The 15811-nt window shown below is 70.2% G+C and carries 14 protein-coding genes; 9 read left to right on the forward strand and 5 right to left on the reverse strand.

What is annotated here, in order from left to right:
- Positions 1-229 precede the first annotated feature (229 nt).
- Both MBA17_RS38460 and MBA17_RS38465 read left to right on the forward strand, forming a co-directional pair.
- Positions 230-2134, forward strand: a complete 1905-nt coding sequence (locus tag MBA17_RS38460; RefSeq protein ID WP_238502567.1) for an AfsR/SARP family transcriptional regulator — start codon at positions 230-232, stop codon at positions 2132-2134.
- A 235-nt stretch (positions 2135-2369) separates the two neighbouring features.
- Positions 2370-3362, forward strand: coding sequence for a magnesium and cobalt transport protein CorA (locus tag MBA17_RS38465; RefSeq protein WP_238502569.1), 993 nt, complete (start codon positions 2370-2372; stop codon positions 3360-3362).
- A 193-nt stretch (positions 3363-3555) separates the two neighbouring features.
- Here the strand turns inward: MBA17_RS38465 and MBA17_RS38470 are convergent, their stop codons facing one another.
- A complete protein-coding gene (locus tag MBA17_RS38470) occupies positions 3556-5181 on the reverse strand; it encodes a golvesin C-terminal-like domain-containing protein (protein WP_238502570.1) in 1626 nt (541 codons plus the stop codon).
- Between the two features lie 174 nt (positions 5182-5355).
- Here MBA17_RS38470 and MBA17_RS38475 point away from each other — a divergent pair, with 174 nt between their 5' ends.
- Complete coding sequence (locus MBA17_RS38475; protein WP_238502571.1) at positions 5356-6153, forward strand: IclR family transcriptional regulator; 798 nt, start codon at positions 5356-5358, stop codon at positions 6151-6153.
- A gap of 5 nt (positions 6154-6158) precedes the next feature.
- Here MBA17_RS38475 and MBA17_RS38480 read toward each other — a convergent pair whose 3' ends face one another.
- Genes MBA17_RS38480 through MBA17_RS38495 form a run of 4 tightly spaced genes read right to left on the reverse strand, consistent with a single transcriptional unit; the run spans position 6159 to position 9507 of the window.
- On the reverse strand, positions 6159-6764 hold the full coding sequence (locus MBA17_RS38480; RefSeq protein WP_238502572.1) for a YesL family protein: 606 nt from the start codon (positions 6762-6764) through the stop codon (positions 6159-6161).
- Complete coding sequence (locus MBA17_RS38485) at positions 6757-7485, reverse strand: SDR family NAD(P)-dependent oxidoreductase (RefSeq protein WP_238502573.1); 729 nt, start codon at positions 7483-7485, stop codon at positions 6757-6759. The genes MBA17_RS38480 and MBA17_RS38485 overlap by 8 nt, the downstream gene beginning before the upstream one ends.
- Entirely contained in the window at positions 7482-8612 is a 1131-nt protein-coding gene (locus tag MBA17_RS38490) for a mandelate racemase/muconate lactonizing enzyme family protein (RefSeq protein ID WP_238502574.1), read from the reverse strand. Before MBA17_RS38490 ends, MBA17_RS38485 begins: the two co-directional genes overlap by 4 nt.
- Position 8613: 1 nt before the next feature.
- On the reverse strand, positions 8614-9507 hold the full coding sequence (locus MBA17_RS38495) for a dihydrodipicolinate synthase family protein (protein ID WP_238502575.1): 894 nt from the start codon (positions 9505-9507) through the stop codon (positions 8614-8616).
- A 221-nt stretch (positions 9508-9728) separates the two neighbouring features.
- Between MBA17_RS38495 and MBA17_RS38500 the strand changes: the two genes are divergently transcribed.
- The 6 genes from MBA17_RS38500 to MBA17_RS38525 are packed head-to-tail and all read left to right on the forward strand — an operon-like array spanning position 9729 to position 15805.
- The gene (locus MBA17_RS38500; protein WP_238502576.1) at positions 9729-10538 is read left to right on the forward strand and encodes an IclR family transcriptional regulator; all 810 of its coding nucleotides are present in this window, start codon (positions 9729-9731) and stop codon (positions 10536-10538) included.
- On the forward strand, positions 10535-11983 hold the full coding sequence (locus tag MBA17_RS38505; protein ID WP_238502577.1) for an ABC transporter substrate-binding protein: 1449 nt from the start codon (positions 10535-10537) through the stop codon (positions 11981-11983). Before MBA17_RS38500 ends, MBA17_RS38505 begins: the two co-directional genes overlap by 4 nt.
- A gap of 7 nt (positions 11984-11990) precedes the next feature.
- Entirely contained in the window at positions 11991-12986 is a 996-nt protein-coding gene (locus MBA17_RS38510; protein WP_238502578.1) for a carbohydrate ABC transporter permease, read from the forward strand.
- Positions 12983-13816 (forward strand): carbohydrate ABC transporter permease, encoded by an 834-nt coding sequence (locus MBA17_RS38515; RefSeq protein ID WP_238502580.1) that lies wholly within the window; start codon positions 12983-12985, stop codon positions 13814-13816. Before MBA17_RS38510 ends, MBA17_RS38515 begins: the two co-directional genes overlap by 4 nt.
- Positions 13800-14672, forward strand: coding sequence for an SMP-30/gluconolactonase/LRE family protein (locus MBA17_RS38520; RefSeq protein WP_238502582.1), 873 nt, complete (start codon positions 13800-13802; stop codon positions 14670-14672). Before MBA17_RS38515 ends, MBA17_RS38520 begins: the two co-directional genes overlap by 17 nt.
- The gene (locus MBA17_RS38525) at positions 14669-15805 is read left to right on the forward strand and encodes a mandelate racemase/muconate lactonizing enzyme family protein (protein ID WP_238502584.1); all 1137 of its coding nucleotides are present in this window, start codon (positions 14669-14671) and stop codon (positions 15803-15805) included. Before MBA17_RS38520 ends, MBA17_RS38525 begins: the two co-directional genes overlap by 4 nt.
- Positions 15806-15811: the final 6 nt, after the last annotated feature.

The raw sequence follows: 15811 nt of genomic DNA on the forward strand, positions 1-15811 counted from the left end.
CGGGATCCGCCGCTGGGCCGGGCGATCCGGCCACCTCGCCGCCGGTGACAACCCTGCTGACCTGCCCATCTGGGAGATCGCCGCCCCCGGTTACCGTCTCGCCAGAGTGTAATCACTATGTGTTGTTAGTTATAACCGTACGTAATCATACTGACGGAACATGCCCCGGCGCGCCCCATCGAAAGATGTTCGGAAGCTCCATCCACCGAAGAGAGAACGGAGACGAGGTATGGAGTTTCTGCTGCTGGGGCCGTTGGCCGTGTGCGACCGGGGGACGGAACTGACCCCCACCCCGCCCAAAGTGAGAGAGGTGCTGGCCCTCCTCCTGCTACGCAACAACCAGCTCGTCCTGATGTCGGAGCTGATCGACGAACTGTGGCCCGACCACCCGCCGACGAGCGCCCAGTCGACCCTGCAGACCTACATCTACAAGATCAGAAAGATCTTCACCGAGGGCGCCGACGGGACACTGCTGACCAGACCGTATGGGTACATGCTGACCGTCCCCCCCGATCACGTCGATCTCCACCGTTTCGAACGGCTGATGTCCGCCGGCAGCGGCGCGCTGACCGCCGGCGACCACGAGGCCGCCCAGCGGCTTCTGTCGCAGGCGCTGACCCTGTGGCGCGGCCCGGCCCTGGCCGACGTGACGGCCGGCGGGCTCCTCTCGACCTACATCACCTCCCTCGAAGAGAGCCGGCTCCAGGCACTGGCCCTCCGCATCGAGGCGGACCTGCATCTCGGGGGGCACCAGGTGGCCATCAGGGAGCTGAAGGAACTCGTCTCCGCGAACCCTCTGCACGAGGGCTTCCACACCCAGCTGATGCTGGCGATGCACCGGTCGGGCCGCCGGGCCGAAGCCCTCGACGCCTACCAGAACCTGCGCCGGCTGCTGGTCGAGGACCTCGGGGTCGAACCCAGCGCGAAGGCGCAGCGGCTGCACCAGGCCCTCCTGTGTTCCGACCCCTCTCTCGACCACGCCTCGGCGGTCACTCCGACCCCGATCCGGGTCGGGCCCGCCGCCGTCACCGAGTTCGCGGTGCCGGCCCAACTGCCGCCGAATGTCGCGGACTTCGTCTCTCGCGGGAACGACGTGGACCTGATCGTGAACCACCTGACCCGGCCCGCGAGCACCGAGGACGACACGACGCTGCGCATCATCTCCATCAGCGGGATGCCGGGCATCGGCAAGACCGCGCTGGCCGTACGCGCGGCCCACCGGCTGCGGCCGTCGTTCCCCGACGGCCAGCTGTTCGCCGACCTGCGCGGCACCGCGGGCGACCCGGCCGACCCGGCGGACGTGCTGACCGGCTTTCTTCGCGCGGCGGGCTTGCCGGACGACCGCATCCCCCCGAATCTCGACGGACGTGCCAGCGCCTTCCGCACCTGGGCCGCCAACCGCAGGCTGCTCCTGCTCCTGGACGACGCCGCCTCCGCACGCCAGTTCCAGCCGCTGCTGCCGGGCTCCGCGCCGAGCGCGGCCATCGTGACGGGACGAACAGGGCTACGCCCGCTGCCGGGGGCCACCAGCGTTAACCTCGGCCTCCTCACGACGGGCGAGGGCGTCGAACTGCTGGAGAACATCGCCGGCCGTACCCTGCTCGCCGGCGAACGGCCGGCCGCGGACACGCTGGTGGAACTGTGCGGCCACCTTCCGCTGGCGATCCGCGCCGCCGGCGTACGGTTCACAGCCAGCGGATGGCCGCTCGACAAGTTCACCCGGCACCTGGCGGGCGCCCGCCGGCGGCTCGACGAACTCCGCTTCGACGGCCTCGACGTGCGGGCCCGGCTGCGCTCCAGTTATCTCCGGCTCGCCCGGCAAGAACGCCTGTTCGTCCGGCTGCTCAGCCTGATCCCTCCCGCGGCCTTCACCGCGCGCGGCGTCGCCCGCATGCTGGAGCTCGACCCCGCCGCCGTCGACGGTCACCTCGCCCGGCTCGTGGAGAACCACTTCCTGCGGGTCGAGGCCGCGGACGAGCTCGTCTACAGCTTCCACGAGCTGGTCCGGCTGTTCGCCCGCGAACAGGTCCTGCGGGATCTCACCGACCCGGCCACGGGATCTCACCCCCTCCCGCGTGCCGCGCAGGGGGCGGCGTTCCCGCACGGCCGCTGCACGGTGATCAACATCGCCTGAGACGCGGACGCGGTCCGTCATCGAACTTGGCGAGGGCGCGGCGGCCCTGGTGCCGGAGGAGCGGACGGCCGCCCGGCGGCGCGGCGCGTCCATCTGACCGCCGGCCGGGCGGACGGCCATGAGGGCGCCGGGACCGCCGCCGCGCGTCCGCGAACCGAGACGACGACCCCGGGGCCGGTTCGTGGCGATCTTCAGGGCGATGCGCGCAGGGTCGGGGTGCGACAGACTGCTACGTGTGATTGTGGACAAGGCCATCTATTACGACGGCCGGCGCGAGACCATCTCCGGCGACATCAGCGACGCGTTCGGCGCTGCGCGGGCCAAGGGCGACTGCTTCGTGTGGATCGGGATGCACGAGCCGACTCAGGAGGAGTTCGATCTCGTCACCAACGAGCTGAAGCTCCCGCACCTCGCTGTCGAGGACGCCATCCACGCCCATCAGCGGCCGAAGATCGAGAACTATGACGGCACGTTGTTCGTGGTGCTGAAGACCTTGCACTACGAGGAGGAGACCTCCGACATCGAGGTCGGCGAGATCATGCTGTTCCTCGGCGAGGGCTTCGTGATCAGCGTCCGGCACGGCAGGGCGACCCCGCTGACCGCCGTCCGCAAGCGGATCGAGGCCGACCGCGACCTCCTGAACGCCGGGCCCGCCGGGGTGCTGTACGCGGTGTGCGACCAGATCGTCGACACCTACTCCGTCATCGTCCGCGAGGTCGAGGCCGACCTGATCAAGCTCGAAGGCGAAGTGTTCAGCCCCGATCACAAGGACGTCACCGAGGACATCTACTCGCTCAAGCGCGAGGTCCTGGAGTTCCGGGGCGCTCAGGAGCCGCTCATCGCCGTCCTGGAGGAGATCGTGAAGGGCCGGGTCGAGGTGTGCGCGCACGCCACCGACAACTTCCGCGACGTCCTGGACCATCTGCTGCGCGTCGACGAACAGGTCGACGCGCACAACGAACTGCTCTCCAACGCCCTGACCGCCCATCTCGCGCTCGTCGGACGCCGGCAGAACCAGGTGGCCATGCAGCAGAACGCCGACATGCGCAAGATCTCCTCCTGGGCCGCGCTGATCGCCGTCCCGACCATGATCGCCGGAATCTACGGCATGAACTTCGACTACATGCCCGAGCTTCACTGGCTGGTCGGCTACCCCTTGGCGATGACCGTCATGGTCATCGCCGTCGTCATCGTCCACCGGCTCCTGCGGAAGAGCGGATGGCTGTGAGCATTCCCCCGAGAATCTCCTGGAGCAGGATCGTCCTCGGCCTCACCACCCTGTGGATCATCGTGGTGACCGTCATCATCATCCTCGACCCCAAAGCGGCCGCACCGCCCCCGTAAGTCAGGCTGCGGTGCGGCGTTCACCCGCCGGCAGCGGATGAACGCCGTACCCCGCGGCCCTCGTCAGGGCAGGGTCCTCAGCCGCGATCGCGGACGAGTTTCACCGCGTCGGCGCGGATGCACCCCGCGCCGGTGCGCGTCAGGCCGAACGTGTACTCGCCGCCGGCCGGCGCGTCGACCGCGCCGAGCGAGACCCAGCCGGCCCCGGCCGCGGTGAAGTCGATCGTCCGTTCGGCCACCGGCGTCCCTCCCCGGCTCAGCGTCGCGCGTGCCTTGGAGTCCCCGCCGGCGGCCCCCGTGCGGTAGAGGAACGCCTCGTAGCGGCCGGCGGCGGCCGCCTTCACCTTCCAGCTCGCGGCGGCGCCGAGGTCGCAGGAGTGGCGTGAGGTCAGCGCTCCGTGGCCGGGCAGGGACGACGTCGCCCAGCCCGGTCCGCTCTCGGTGTAGCCGGCGGCGGTGGGACCGTCGTTGTCGGCGTAGTGGTCCTTCTCGTAGAACCGGAAGTAGTCGAAGGCGACGGTCGCGGGCAGCCGGCTCGGGTCGGGGTAGTCGTTGTAGGCGACGGCCGTCAGCCACACCTTCATCCAGTCGTGGACGAAGGGCCCGGCCGGGTAGGCGAGATAGGCGCGCTGCCGTCCGTCGACGAAGAACCGCACTCCGGCCTCGTCGTAGTCGTAGCCGAAGACGTGCCAGCCCTTCGACAGGTCGGCGCCCACGTCGTACCAGCCGCTGGTCACCTGCCGCCGCGGCGGGCGGTGGTCGAAGACGTTGTGGATCACCTTGTTCGGGTTGATGGAGTCGATCTCGAAGCCGTCGATCTCGGCGAGCTGGCACTTGTGCACACCGTCGGCGCCGCCGCACATGGACCAGAACGCCGGATGCCAGCCGGGGCCCTCGTTGATCCAGACACGGGTCTCGTAGTAGCCGTAGCGTATCAGCTTCTTGGAGACCAGGCCGCCGCCGGTGAAGGGCTTGCCCCGGTCCGTCTCCGCCTTGAGGTCGATGACGGCGGCGCCGTCACCGCCGTGCGCGTCGGGATCGAAGCGCACGTTCCTGGCGAGCTGGGAGCTGTTGCCGCGGACGTCGGTCCGCGGATCCCACGGTCCGTTCGCCCAGTCGATGGGCTTGGTGAACTCGTCGGCGAAGGCGAGCCGGTAGTCGCCGAGGTCGGGGCCGTTCTGGGGCGGCGGGTTCGCCGGTTCGCCCTGCCGCAGGCGGACGGCGTACGTGCGGGCGTACTCGTCGAGGGGTTCCCCGGGCGTGAGATCCTGACCGGCGGTGATCTTCACCGTGACGTCCTGCCCCGCGGTCGCGGTCACCGGGCCGAGCGGCCGCCAGTAGCCGCCGCCCTGGCGCTGGTCGACGACATGCGTGCGGCCGCCCGGCGTGACGGTGTAGCCGGCGTTGCGGGCGCTGGTGTGGAACGGCGGGTACCAGACGTCGACCTGGTACGTCCCGGCCGCGGGAGCCGGCAGCGTCCAGGTCGCGGTGTCGCCGGGGGTGTTGGTGTATCGGGCCTGACCTCCGGCGAATCCCGACAGGGCGCCGGGCAGCCACGTGCCCGACTCCTGGTATCCGGCGTCGAAGATGGTCCTGACCGTGGTCGACGGCTCACCGGCTGCGACACCGGCGGTGGGTGGCAGCATGCTCAGCGCCGCGAGCGCGGCACAGAACACGAGGGATGTTCGGCGAAGGGCGGGCATAGGCACTCCTCAGCACTTCTAAAGATTCTTAACCTGTATAACAGATGTTTCATCCACATGGCAGAGTTCTATTCTCCAGAGATGCCCCAACGTGCGTGGTCCGGGTCATCTACCATGTGGATGACAATTCCGTGATGCGTCGATCGAGACAGGTGGAAGATCATGGTTGCCCGCGTGACGACTCGCGAATCCGCAGGAGGCACGCAGAGCGTCGAGCGTGCGCTCTCCCTCCTCTCGGCCTTCACCGAGGAGCACCCCGAACGCCGCGTCTCGGAACTCGTCGCCACCACCGGACTCGGCCAGTCGACCGTGTCGCGCCTGCTCGGCGCCCTGGTCAGCCTCGGTTACCTCGCGCACGACGAGCACAGCGGCCTCTACTCGGTCGGACCGCGCGTGATCACACTCGCCGGCATCGGGCTGAACCGCACGCCCGTGCACCAGCAGTCACGCCAGCTCGCCCAGAACCTCGCCGGCACCCTGGGACTGGGCGCCAACGTCGCCGAACGGCACGGTCACAGCCTGTTCTACCTGTGCAACTTCGAAGGCTCCGGCGCCCCCCGCCCCGCGACCCTGATCGGCCGCGGCGGGCCCCTGCACGCCACCGCCATGGGCAAGGCGCTGATCAGCGAACTCCCCCGCCCGGAGATCGAAGAACTGCTCGGCGGCGCCTACGCCCGCTACACGCCGCACACGATCACCAGCCTCGACGACCTCACCACCGCCCTCGACGAGGTACGCCAGCGCGGTTACGCCACCGAGTTCGAGGAACTGGCCTTCGGCCGCGCCTGCCTGGCCGCGCCCATCCGCGACCGCACCGGCCGCATCGTCGCCGCGCTGTCGGCCTCCGGACCGCTGTCGGCCATGAACCTCGCGCACCGCCAGACCGAACTGGCGATGACCGTCATCGAGTACGCCGACCAGATCTCCTCCGGCCTCGGCTACCACGCGACGATGACCGCCCTCCCCGGCTGACGTCCTCACTTCACCTCAGGTTGGGGCAGCCCACGTCGGGCGGCCATGGTCGCGAGCAGCGCGGGCAACGCGGGCACGAAGAACGGCAGCGCCGCGGGCGTCACGAACCATCCGCCCGCGACCAGGACGACGACGAGCCCCGCCACCCCCAGCGTCCCCGCCGGACGCCGCCACGCCACCTCCACCGTGACCAGCCACGCCCGGACCGGTGCCGGCTCCATATGCACCAGTACGGCGGGCAACTGCAGCAACGTGGCGAGATACAGCGACAACAGCACCGCCATCCCGTACACCAGGGGCGTGCCGCGAGCGGCCAGCAGGTAGAAGACCAGCACCCACACGGTCAGCAGCGGCACGCCGAACGCCACCTGCGCGGAGAGCAGATGCCGGCGCCAGGCCGACCAGAAGTCCCGCCACATCCGCGGTGAACGGCCGCGGAGATGGCCGCGGAGCACCTCGTACAGGGCGAGCGTGCTCGGCGCCAGCCCACCCACGACCAGCCCCGCCAGCACGCCCAGGATCCACAGCAGGTTCAGCCCGGCCAGCCGTGCCGGCCAGTCGAGCCAGCCGTACAGACGGCCGAAACGGCCCCGCACCTCCACCTCAGGCATGGTCCTCCAGGCGCGCTCGCAGGTCGGCGCGGGCGAACGTGGCCGGAGAGGTGATGGACAGCCCGCCGTCGACCGGCAGCACCACGCCCGTGATCCCGGAGGCCGCCGGCCCGGCGAGGAACGCGACGGCCTCCGCCACCTCGACCGGCGTGATGGTCCGCCCGATCGGATAGCCGCCGGCCGCATCCGGCAGGGCGGCCCCGCCGACCATGCCGGGCGCGACGGCGTTCACCCTGACCCCGCGCCCGGCGACGTCCAGCGCCAGCTGGCGGACCAGCGCGTCGACCCCGCCCTTCGCCGCGGCGTACGCCGCCACCCACGGCGCGGCCAGGAACGCGTTCACCGAGGAGACCGCCACGATCGCACCGCCCGCACCGAGCAGGGGCAGCGCCGCCCTGGCGGTGAAGAAGAACGTGTCCAGGCAGCCCGCCAGCGCCGCACGCCACTGCGCGTCGGTGGTGCGGTCGGCACGGGCGACGGGCATCACACCCGCCGCCGCCACCAGCACGTCCAGACCGCCCAGCACCTCCGCCGCCGCCCCGACCGCCGCGGTCGCCTGCTCCGGATCGGCGCAGTCGGCCACCAGGTCCGCGGCCAGCACGCCGAGACCCGACTCCTCCAGCGAGACGCCCACCACCCGGCCACCGCCGGCGGCGAATCGCTCGGCGATCGCCCGCCCGATCGGCGTGGACGCCCCGACCAGCAACACCCGCTCACTCACGTGGCCACCATTCTCTGCACCGCGTCCACGTCCACCTCGACCCCGAGACCCGGCCCCGAGGGCAGCGCCATGCCCGTCGCCGCCGGTTCGAGCGGGGTCGCCAGAATACGGTTGACGTCGGCGAACAACGTCGGATGGTACTCGAAGGCGAGCAGGTTCCCCGCCGCCGCGCACACGTGCAGCCCCGCCGCCACCGCGATGCCGAGCCCGGCCGAGTGGTGCGGGGCCACCGGCAGATGATGCGTCTCCGCGTACTGCGCGACGGCCAGCCCCTCCGTGATGCCGGTGCGCCCGACGTCCGGCTGAAGCAGCCCCACCGCCCGCGCCTCGACGAACGGGCGGAACTCCAGCCGGTGCCGCAGGCTTTCCCCCGTCGCGATCGGGATGTCCAGCCGCGCGGCCAGATCGGCGTGCCCCGCGACGTCCTCGAACGCCAGCGGCATCTCGAAGAACCACGCGTCCAGCGCCACCAGCGCACGCCCCAGGCGCAGCGCGTCCGCCAGGTCGTACACGCCGTGCACGTCGACGGCCACCCGCAGATCGTCGTGCACCGCGCGCAGCGCCTCGACACTGGCGATGTCGGCACGCACGCCGTACCCCAGGCCGACCTTCACCCGCCGCACCCCCCGCGCCACCCAGTCACGCGCCTGCGCCACCCGGTCGGCGTCCACCTTGCCGGGAAGACCGGAGACGTACGTGGGCACGACGTCACGGTAGGCGCCGCCGAGCAACTGCACGACCGGCTGCCCGGTCAGCTTCCCCGCCAGATCCCACAGCGCGATGTCGACCGCCGCGAGGGCGTCGGCCTGGTGCCCGCCGAGATGCCCGCGCTCACGCATCAGGTCCCGCAGCCGATCGACGATCGGCCGTACGGCGAGCGGATCGGCGCCGATGAGCGCCGGCGTGAGCAGCCGCGCCACGATCTGCCCCGGGACTTCGGGCGCGACCGGAGCCAGCGCCTCCCCCCAGCCGCTCACACCGCCGTCGGTGACGATCCGCACGACCAGCGTCTCCCGGCGGCTGCCATAGACGCTCAGCCACGGCGGGCTGGTGCGGTAGGCGCGCGCGGCGCCGTCCGGCCGCGGCAGGGACAACGGATAGACGTCCACCCGCTCGATGGTGGCCATGTCAGGACTTCCTCCCCGCGATCGGCAGAACGGCCAGGATCTCCTCCGGCAGCGTGACCTCCAGCGGTTTCGCGGGCGACCGCACGACCGCGTGATCGATGATGCCGCGCCGTACCAGTACCTCCTTGTGCACCGCCCACGCGATGCCCGGCTGGAGACCGTGCACGATGAGCGGCAGCAGCTGCGTGAACGCGGCCCGCGCCGCCGCCCGGCGGCCCGCGTTCCAGTCGGCCAGGATCGGCGCGAGCAGGTCGGGGAACTCACACGCCGGCATCGTCCCGATCGACCCGCGCGCGTACTCGTCCAGCACGAACTGCGCGTTCATGCCCCCGAGCACGGCGAACGGCTCGTCGCCGAGCGCGCCGACCACCGCGCCGACCTTCGGCACGGTGGGGGGCGCCTCGACCTTCACCGAGGTGACGCCGGGGAGCTTGCTCAGCTCCACGATGAGCGAGGACGACATGGTGAGCCCGGTGGCGCCCGGCGCGTCCTGCACCATCACCTCCGCACCCACCTTCCCGAGCTGACCGTAGAAGTCGAGGAGCTGGTCCGGGCCGGGCCGTACCAGGGAGGGCGGCAGCACCATGAGCGTGCCCGCACCGCCCTCGACGGCTTCGCGGGCCTGCTCCAACGCCGTGACGGTCGACGTGCCGTAGACGCCGGCGACGACCGGCACCGCCCCGCCCACCACATCGGTGACGTCGGCGAGGATGACGCGGCGCTCGGCGGCGGTCAGCGCGAAGCCCTCACTCGCCATGCCGAACACCGCCACCCCGTCCACGCCGCTGGCCAGCTCGAACTCGACGAGTCGCCGCAGCCCGGGGCGGTCGAGGGCGCCGCCGGGCAGGAACGGGGTGGCCAGGATGGGGACCAGGCCGTGGACGGTGTGGCTCATGCGGTGCTGGGCTCCTCGGCGAGACGGCGGACGGCGTCCTGCCCGGCACCGGACCTGGGACATGAGCCCTCCGGCGACCAGGCATTCAGGACGGTGGCTTCCACATCACGAATCAGCATCTGACATCCGGATAAGGCTTGACCCTATGCAACATATGCGTAACTCTCCCACATAGTGCATGAAACGTTCAAGCCTTGATCATCACCCGATACGGAGCAGCGGTGGCATCGGACCCCGGCACCAACCAGAGCGTGGAGAGGGCCGCCACGATCCTCGCCGCCTTCCTCCACGGCGGACCGCTCCGCGTCTCCGACGTCGCCAGACAGGCCGGCCTCGGCCAGTCCACGACCTCCCGGCTCCTGGCCACGCTGGAATCACTCGACTACGTCGAACGCGAGCCCACGAGCACCCTGTACCGCCTCGGGCCCGCCCTCATCACCCTGGCCGGCATCGCCGTCAACCAGAACCCGGTGCACCGCGAAGCCCGCCAGCCCGCCCAGAACCTGGCCGCGACCCTCGGCATGGGCGTCAACATCGCCGAACGCCACCACGACTCGCTGTTCTACCTCTGCAACTTCGAAGGCCGGCACGCGCCCCGATCCTCCGCCCTGATGGGCCAGCACAACCCACTGCACGCCACCGGCCTCGGCAAATGCCTCCTCCTCGGCCTCGACCCCGCACGGCGCCGCACCCTGCTCCCCGACCTGCGCCCCTACACACGGCACACCCTCACCACACACGACGAACTCGACGACGCGCTCGACACCGCCGCCCGGCACGGCTACGCCACCGAGACCGAGGAACTCGCCCTCGGCCGAGCATGCATCGCCGCCCCGATCCGCAACCGATCAGGAACCGTCGTCGCGGCCATCTCGATCTCCGGCCCCCTGACCACGCTCGACCTCGCCGGCCGGGAACCCGACCTCGCCGGGACCGTCATCGAAGTCGCCGACTCGATCAGCGTCGGCCTCGGCTACCCCGGCCCGCCGCACACCTCTCCCCCACCACGCCAAAGGGAGCTCCACCCATGATCCGCACAAGACGCACGCTGCACTGGGCGGCCGCGATGACGGCTCTCGCCCTGGCCGCCGCCGGCTGCAACCTCGTCGGCACGGGCAGCGACGTCGCCCCCACCGGCGCCGGCGTCACCATCACCGTCGCGCTCGTCCCCGACCCGCCCGGAGCAGGCGCGTTCTACCGCGAGCAGTTCGACGCCTTCCAGGCCGCCAACCCCGGCATCACCGTCAAAGTCATCGAGAACCCCTCCGACCAGCAACTCAGCGCCATCGAGCTGATGTTCCAGCAAGGCTCCCCACCGGACGTGTTCCGCGCCCAGGACAACGGCATGGACCGGATGCTCGAACGCGGCTGGGTGGCGCCACTCGACACCTACGTCACCGAGGAGTTCATCGGCCGCTTCCCCGAAGGCTCAATGGAACCCGCCACCTCCGGCCTGCACCGCGACGGCGCGCTCATGAGCCTGCCGCTGGTGTGGGGCGACTGGTCCGCACTGCGCGTCTTCATCTACAACCAGGCGATCCTCAAGAAGAACGGCTTCGACGGCCCGCCCAAGACCTGGTCGGAGCTGGAGACCATGGCCACCGCCATCACCAAGAACGGCGGCGGCAAGACCTTCGGCTACTCACCCGGCGCGGCCACGGCCCCGGCGGTCGAGATGCTCGCCAACACGGCCGTGCCGTACTCCATCACCGCCCAGGGAATCGACTTCCGCACCGGCAAGGCGGCGACGGCCGACCCCGGCCTCGTCGAAGCCGTCGAACTGCACCGCCGGATGCAGGCGGCCGACGTGATGATGCCCGGCTGGGAGAGCTGGGACGGCAGCCGCGCCTTCACCGAGTTCGCCGCCGGCAACCTCGCCATGTACGCCAACGCGCCATGGAACGTCGCCGAGATCCGCAAACTCAACCCCGAGATCCAGATGGGCGTGACCACCATCCCGGTACCCGACTCCGGGCGCGGCGCCTACACGGCCCTCCCCCAGTCGTTCGGCCCGCTCTGGGGCATGTCCGCGAAATCCAAGCACCCCCAGGAAGCCTGGAAGGTCATGGACTTCCTGTCCTCGAAGAAATTCCACGAGGCCTACTACAAGACCTTCGGTACCTTCACCGCCCTCGAAGACGCCTGGAAGGAGCAGGCCTCGAAGAACCCCGACCAGAAGGCCCTGCTGGACGTCGCGGAGCAGACCCTGCGCCGCGCCCCCAATCCCAAGCTCGCCGACGAGGGCGGACGGGCCATCCTGACCGCCCGCGAAGCCAAGCCCGAACTCCGGCACATCGAAGCCGCCGTCGCCGCCATCGTCGGCGACAAACCCTTCCTGCCCGTCGCCAAGGACCTCGACAAGAAGATCGAGACACTGATCGACCAGACCATCGCCGCGAGCGACGGCAAGGCATCGCGCAAGGACATCACCTTCGCCGGCTGGGACCCGCTCAAGCCGTACAGCCCGGAGCAGTGAACACACCATGACGACAACGCAGTCCCGGGGCGGCACCGTCGCAGCGTCCTCGGCGCCGCCCCCGGCCCGCGGCGGTACCACCGTGCACCGGCCACCCCTGTTGCCACGGCTCAGGAAACACTGGTGGAGCTACGTCTTCCTCATCCCGATGATCCTCCTCTTCGGCGCCTTCACCGTCTGGCCCATGATCGCCAGCTGGTGGTACGCGTTCTTCGACTGGGACGGCGTCGGCGCCGCCACCGACTGGGTCGGCCTCGGCAACTTCACCGAAGTCCTCGGCAACGAGATGTTCTGGCAGGCGTTCTGGAACTCCTTCCTGTTCTCCGTCGTCGCCATCTGCGTCGAGATGCCGCTCGCCCTGCTCTTCGCCATCCTGCTCAACAACCACCGGCTACGCGGCCGCGACCTCTACCGGCTCGCCCTCTTCCTGCCCGTCGTGGCCACCACAGCGGTCGTCGGCATCGTGTTCGCCGTCCTGTTCGACCCCGCGGGCGGAGTCGTCAACGACACCCTCACCGGCCTCGGACTGATCGACCGGCCGATCAACTTCCTCGGCTCCACCACCACGGCGCTGCCGACCCTCATGGGCATCGACCTGTGGAAGGGCTTCGGCATCACCCTCATCTACTGGCTCGCCGCCCTGCAGACGGTCCCCAAGGAGATCTACGAAGCCTCCCGCATCGACGGCGCGAACAGTGGCCAGCAACTGAGATACGTGACGCTCCCGATGCTGACGCCCATCGCCATCGTCATCCTGCTGCTGGTCTTCCAGCGCAGCCTCAACACCTTCGACCTCGTGCAGGCCACCACCCAGGGCGGCCCCGTCCGCTCCACCGACGTGGTCCCCACCTACATCTACCGCTACGCCTTCGACCCCTTCATCCAGGCCCCCCGCTACGGCTTCGCCTGCGCGGCCGGCGTGGTCTTCGGTCTGCTCACCCTCGTGATCACACTCATGCAGGCGCCGCTGCTGCGGCACAGGTACAAGGCAGGTGCGGCATGAGAGCCTGGTACCGCCACCGGCTGAAGGCCTGGCACCTGTTCCTCATCCCGTTCTGCCTGCTCTGGGGCTACCCGTTCATCTGGATGATCTCCGCCGCCTTCAAGTCGCAACGCGAGATGCTGCTCGGCGGCCTGTCGATCATCCCCCAGGACTGGACCCTGCGGAACTTCCAGCGGGCCTGGACGACCGCGAGGTTCGGCGACTACACGATCAACACCATCACCTACTCCGTCACCGTCGTGATCCTCGTCCTCCTCGTCTCCGCACTGGCCGGATACGCCCTCGCCCGCAAGGGACTACCCGGCAAGAAGGCGATCGTCGCCGTTCTCGTCGTCACCATGTTCATCCCCCACGGCTACACGATCATCCCGACGTTCCTCCTGGTGAACGGGCTGGGACTGAACAACGGCCTGCTCGGCGCGGCACTCGCCCAAGCCGGGCCGGTACTCGTCGTGCCCGTCCTGCTGTTCATGGGCTTCTTCGCCGGAATCCCGAAGGAACTGGAGGAAGCGGCCAGAGTCGACGGCGCCGGCTACCCCAGGACCTTCTTCCAGATCATGCTGCCGCTCGCCAAACCGGTGATCGGGACCGTGGCCCTGATGCAGTTCATCAGCGCCTGGAACGCCTTCTTCATCCCGCTGGTGTTCACCCTCGGCCGCCCCGACCTCCGCACCCTCGGCGTCGGCATGTTCAACTTCTTCGGCCAGAACTCCACCGACTGGACCGGCCTCGCCGCCGGCGCCTGCATCGCCGTCATCCCCATCATCGTCGTCTTCCTGTTCCTGCAACGCACCTTCGTCGAAGGGATCGCCGGTGCCGTCAAGAGCTGAACCGGTGTCCGAGCACGCCTACGAGCACGGCGAAGGACCCCGCCTCGACCCGCGTACCGGAGAGGTGCTGTGGGTCGACGTCAAACCCGGCACCGTGCACCGCGCGCGACTCGAATCCGGCGCTCTGCGGATGGTCCGCGAGTACCAGGTGGGCACCCGCGTGGGAGCGGTGGCCCCGTTGCGCGAACCGGGCGCCGGCTGGGTGCTCGCCGTACAGGACGGCTTCGCCCACCTCGCCGAGGACGGCGCCGTCACCCCCATCGCCACCGGCCTCACCGACGGCGACGACCAGATGAACGACGGCGTCTGCGACCCCGCCGGCCGATTCTGGGCCGGCTCCCAAGCGATCCCCCGCCGGCCGGCCGCCACGCTGTTCCGGCTCGACGGCGACGCCACGATCACCCGCGCGCTCACCGCCGTCACCGTCTCCAACGGCATCGGATTCACCCCCGACGGCGGCACGATGTACTACATCGACACGCTCCCGCACCGGCGGCTCGAAGCCTTCGACGTCGTCGACGGAGAACTCACCCGTCGCCGCACCATCACCACCGTGACGGCGGGCAACCCCGACGGGCTGACGGTCGACGACGAGGGCTGTGTATGGGTCGCCGTCTGGGACGCGGCCGCCGTCCACCGCTACGCACCCGACGGACGGCTCCTCGCCACCGTGACGCTGCCCGTCCCCCGCCCCACCGCCGTCTGCTTCGCCGCCGGCACACTCCTCATCACCACCGCGTGGCTCGGCCTCGACCCCGCCCCCGAGGGCAGCGGCAGACTGTACGCCGTCGACGCCGGCGTCAGCGGGCCACCGGCCAACACCTGGGCGGGCCGGGCGCCAGGAGCCGGGCCGTGAAGATCACCCGCATCGAACCGCTGCCCATCCAAACGCGAAACGGGTCATACCTCCTCGTCGTCGTCCACACCGACGAAGGACTCCACGGCCTCGGCGAAGTCGGCATGCGCTCCCGCCCCGAAGCCGTCCTCGGCGCCCTGCGCGACCTCGCCTCGATCATCACCGGAATGGACGCCACCAGGATCGAACACCTCTGGCAGCTCCTCCACCGCGGCGGCTTCTTCCCCGCCCGCGGGGACATCGGCGCCGCCGTGGCGGCCATCGACATCGCCCTCTGGGACCTGCGCGGCAAGACGCTCGGCATCCCCCTGTACGACCTGCTCGGCGGCCGTTCCCGCGACCACGTGCCCGCCTACGTCCACCTCCCCGGCCGTGACCTGCCAGAACAGCTCGCGAACGCACAACGGCTCATCGAACAGGGCTGGACCAACCTGCGCGTCGAACTCACGGACCGGGCTCATCCCGAATTCGAGCCCCGGCGTGCCGTCCGCACCACCCTCGCCCGGGTGCACGACCTCCGCGACCGGCTCGGCGACGACGTCGAACTGCTGATCGACGTCCACACCCGTCTCGACCCCGCGGAGGCCGTCGTGTTCTGCCGCGAGGTCGAAGCCGCGCGGCCGTACTTCGTGGAGGACCCGCTCCGTGCTGAGAACCTCGACGCCTACCGGATGCTCCGCCACCGCACCGGCGTGCCGCTCGCCGCGGGTGAACAGCTCACCACCAAATGGGAGTTCCGCCCGCTGATCGAAGGCGACCTCGTCGATCACGCGCGCATCGACCTGGCCAACACCGGCATCACCGAGGGCCGCAAGATCGCGGCGATGTGCGAAGCCCACCACATCAAGATCGCCACCCACAACCCGCTGGGCCCGGTCTGCACCGCCGCGTCCGCGCACCTCAACCTCAGCCTGCCCAACGTCAGCCTGCAGGAACAGGCCCGGCCGCGCGGCTGGGACGACGAGGACCTCGTCATCGCGGGACCACACGTCGCCGGCGGCACGGTCGTCCCCGCCGGCCTTCCCGGCCTCGGCGTCGAGATCGACCTGGCCGCCGCCAGACGCGCCGCACCCACGACGATGCGGCCGCCACCACGGCTCCGGCGCGCCGACGGCTCCTTCACGAACTGGTAGGCGGAC

This window comes from Dolomitihabitans soli (assembly GCF_022213955.1).
Classification (GTDB): Bacteria; Actinomycetota; Actinomycetes; order Streptosporangiales; family Streptosporangiaceae; genus Streptosporangium_A; species Streptosporangium_A soli.

Bases quoted from the DNA above. Each gene is read 5' to 3' on its own strand.
- MBA17_RS38495 (WP_238502575.1), bottom strand. From the start codon at position 9,507: ATGAGCCACACCGTCCACGGCCTGGTCCCCATCCTGGCCACCCCGTTC.
- MBA17_RS38505 (WP_238502577.1), top strand. From the start codon at position 10,535: ATGATCCGCACAAGACGCACGCTGCACTGGGCGGCCGCGATGACGGCT.
- MBA17_RS38460 (WP_238502567.1), top strand. From the start codon at position 230: ATGGAGTTTCTGCTGCTGGGGCCGTTGGCCGTGTGCGACCGGGGGACG.
- MBA17_RS38515 (WP_238502580.1), top strand. From the start codon at position 12,983: ATGAGAGCCTGGTACCGCCACCGGCTGAAGGCCTGGCACCTGTTCCTC.
- MBA17_RS38480 (WP_238502572.1), bottom strand. From the start codon at position 6,764: ATGCCTGAGGTGGAGGTGCGGGGCCGTTTCGGCCGTCTGTACGGCTGG.
- MBA17_RS38510 (WP_238502578.1), top strand. From the start codon at position 11,991: ATGACGACAACGCAGTCCCGGGGCGGCACCGTCGCAGCGTCCTCGGCG.
- MBA17_RS38470 (WP_238502570.1), bottom strand. From the start codon at position 5,181: ATGCCCGCCCTTCGCCGAACATCCCTCGTGTTCTGTGCCGCGCTCGCG.
- MBA17_RS38490 (WP_238502574.1), bottom strand. From the start codon at position 8,612: ATGGCCACCATCGAGCGGGTGGACGTCTATCCGTTGTCCCTGCCGCGG.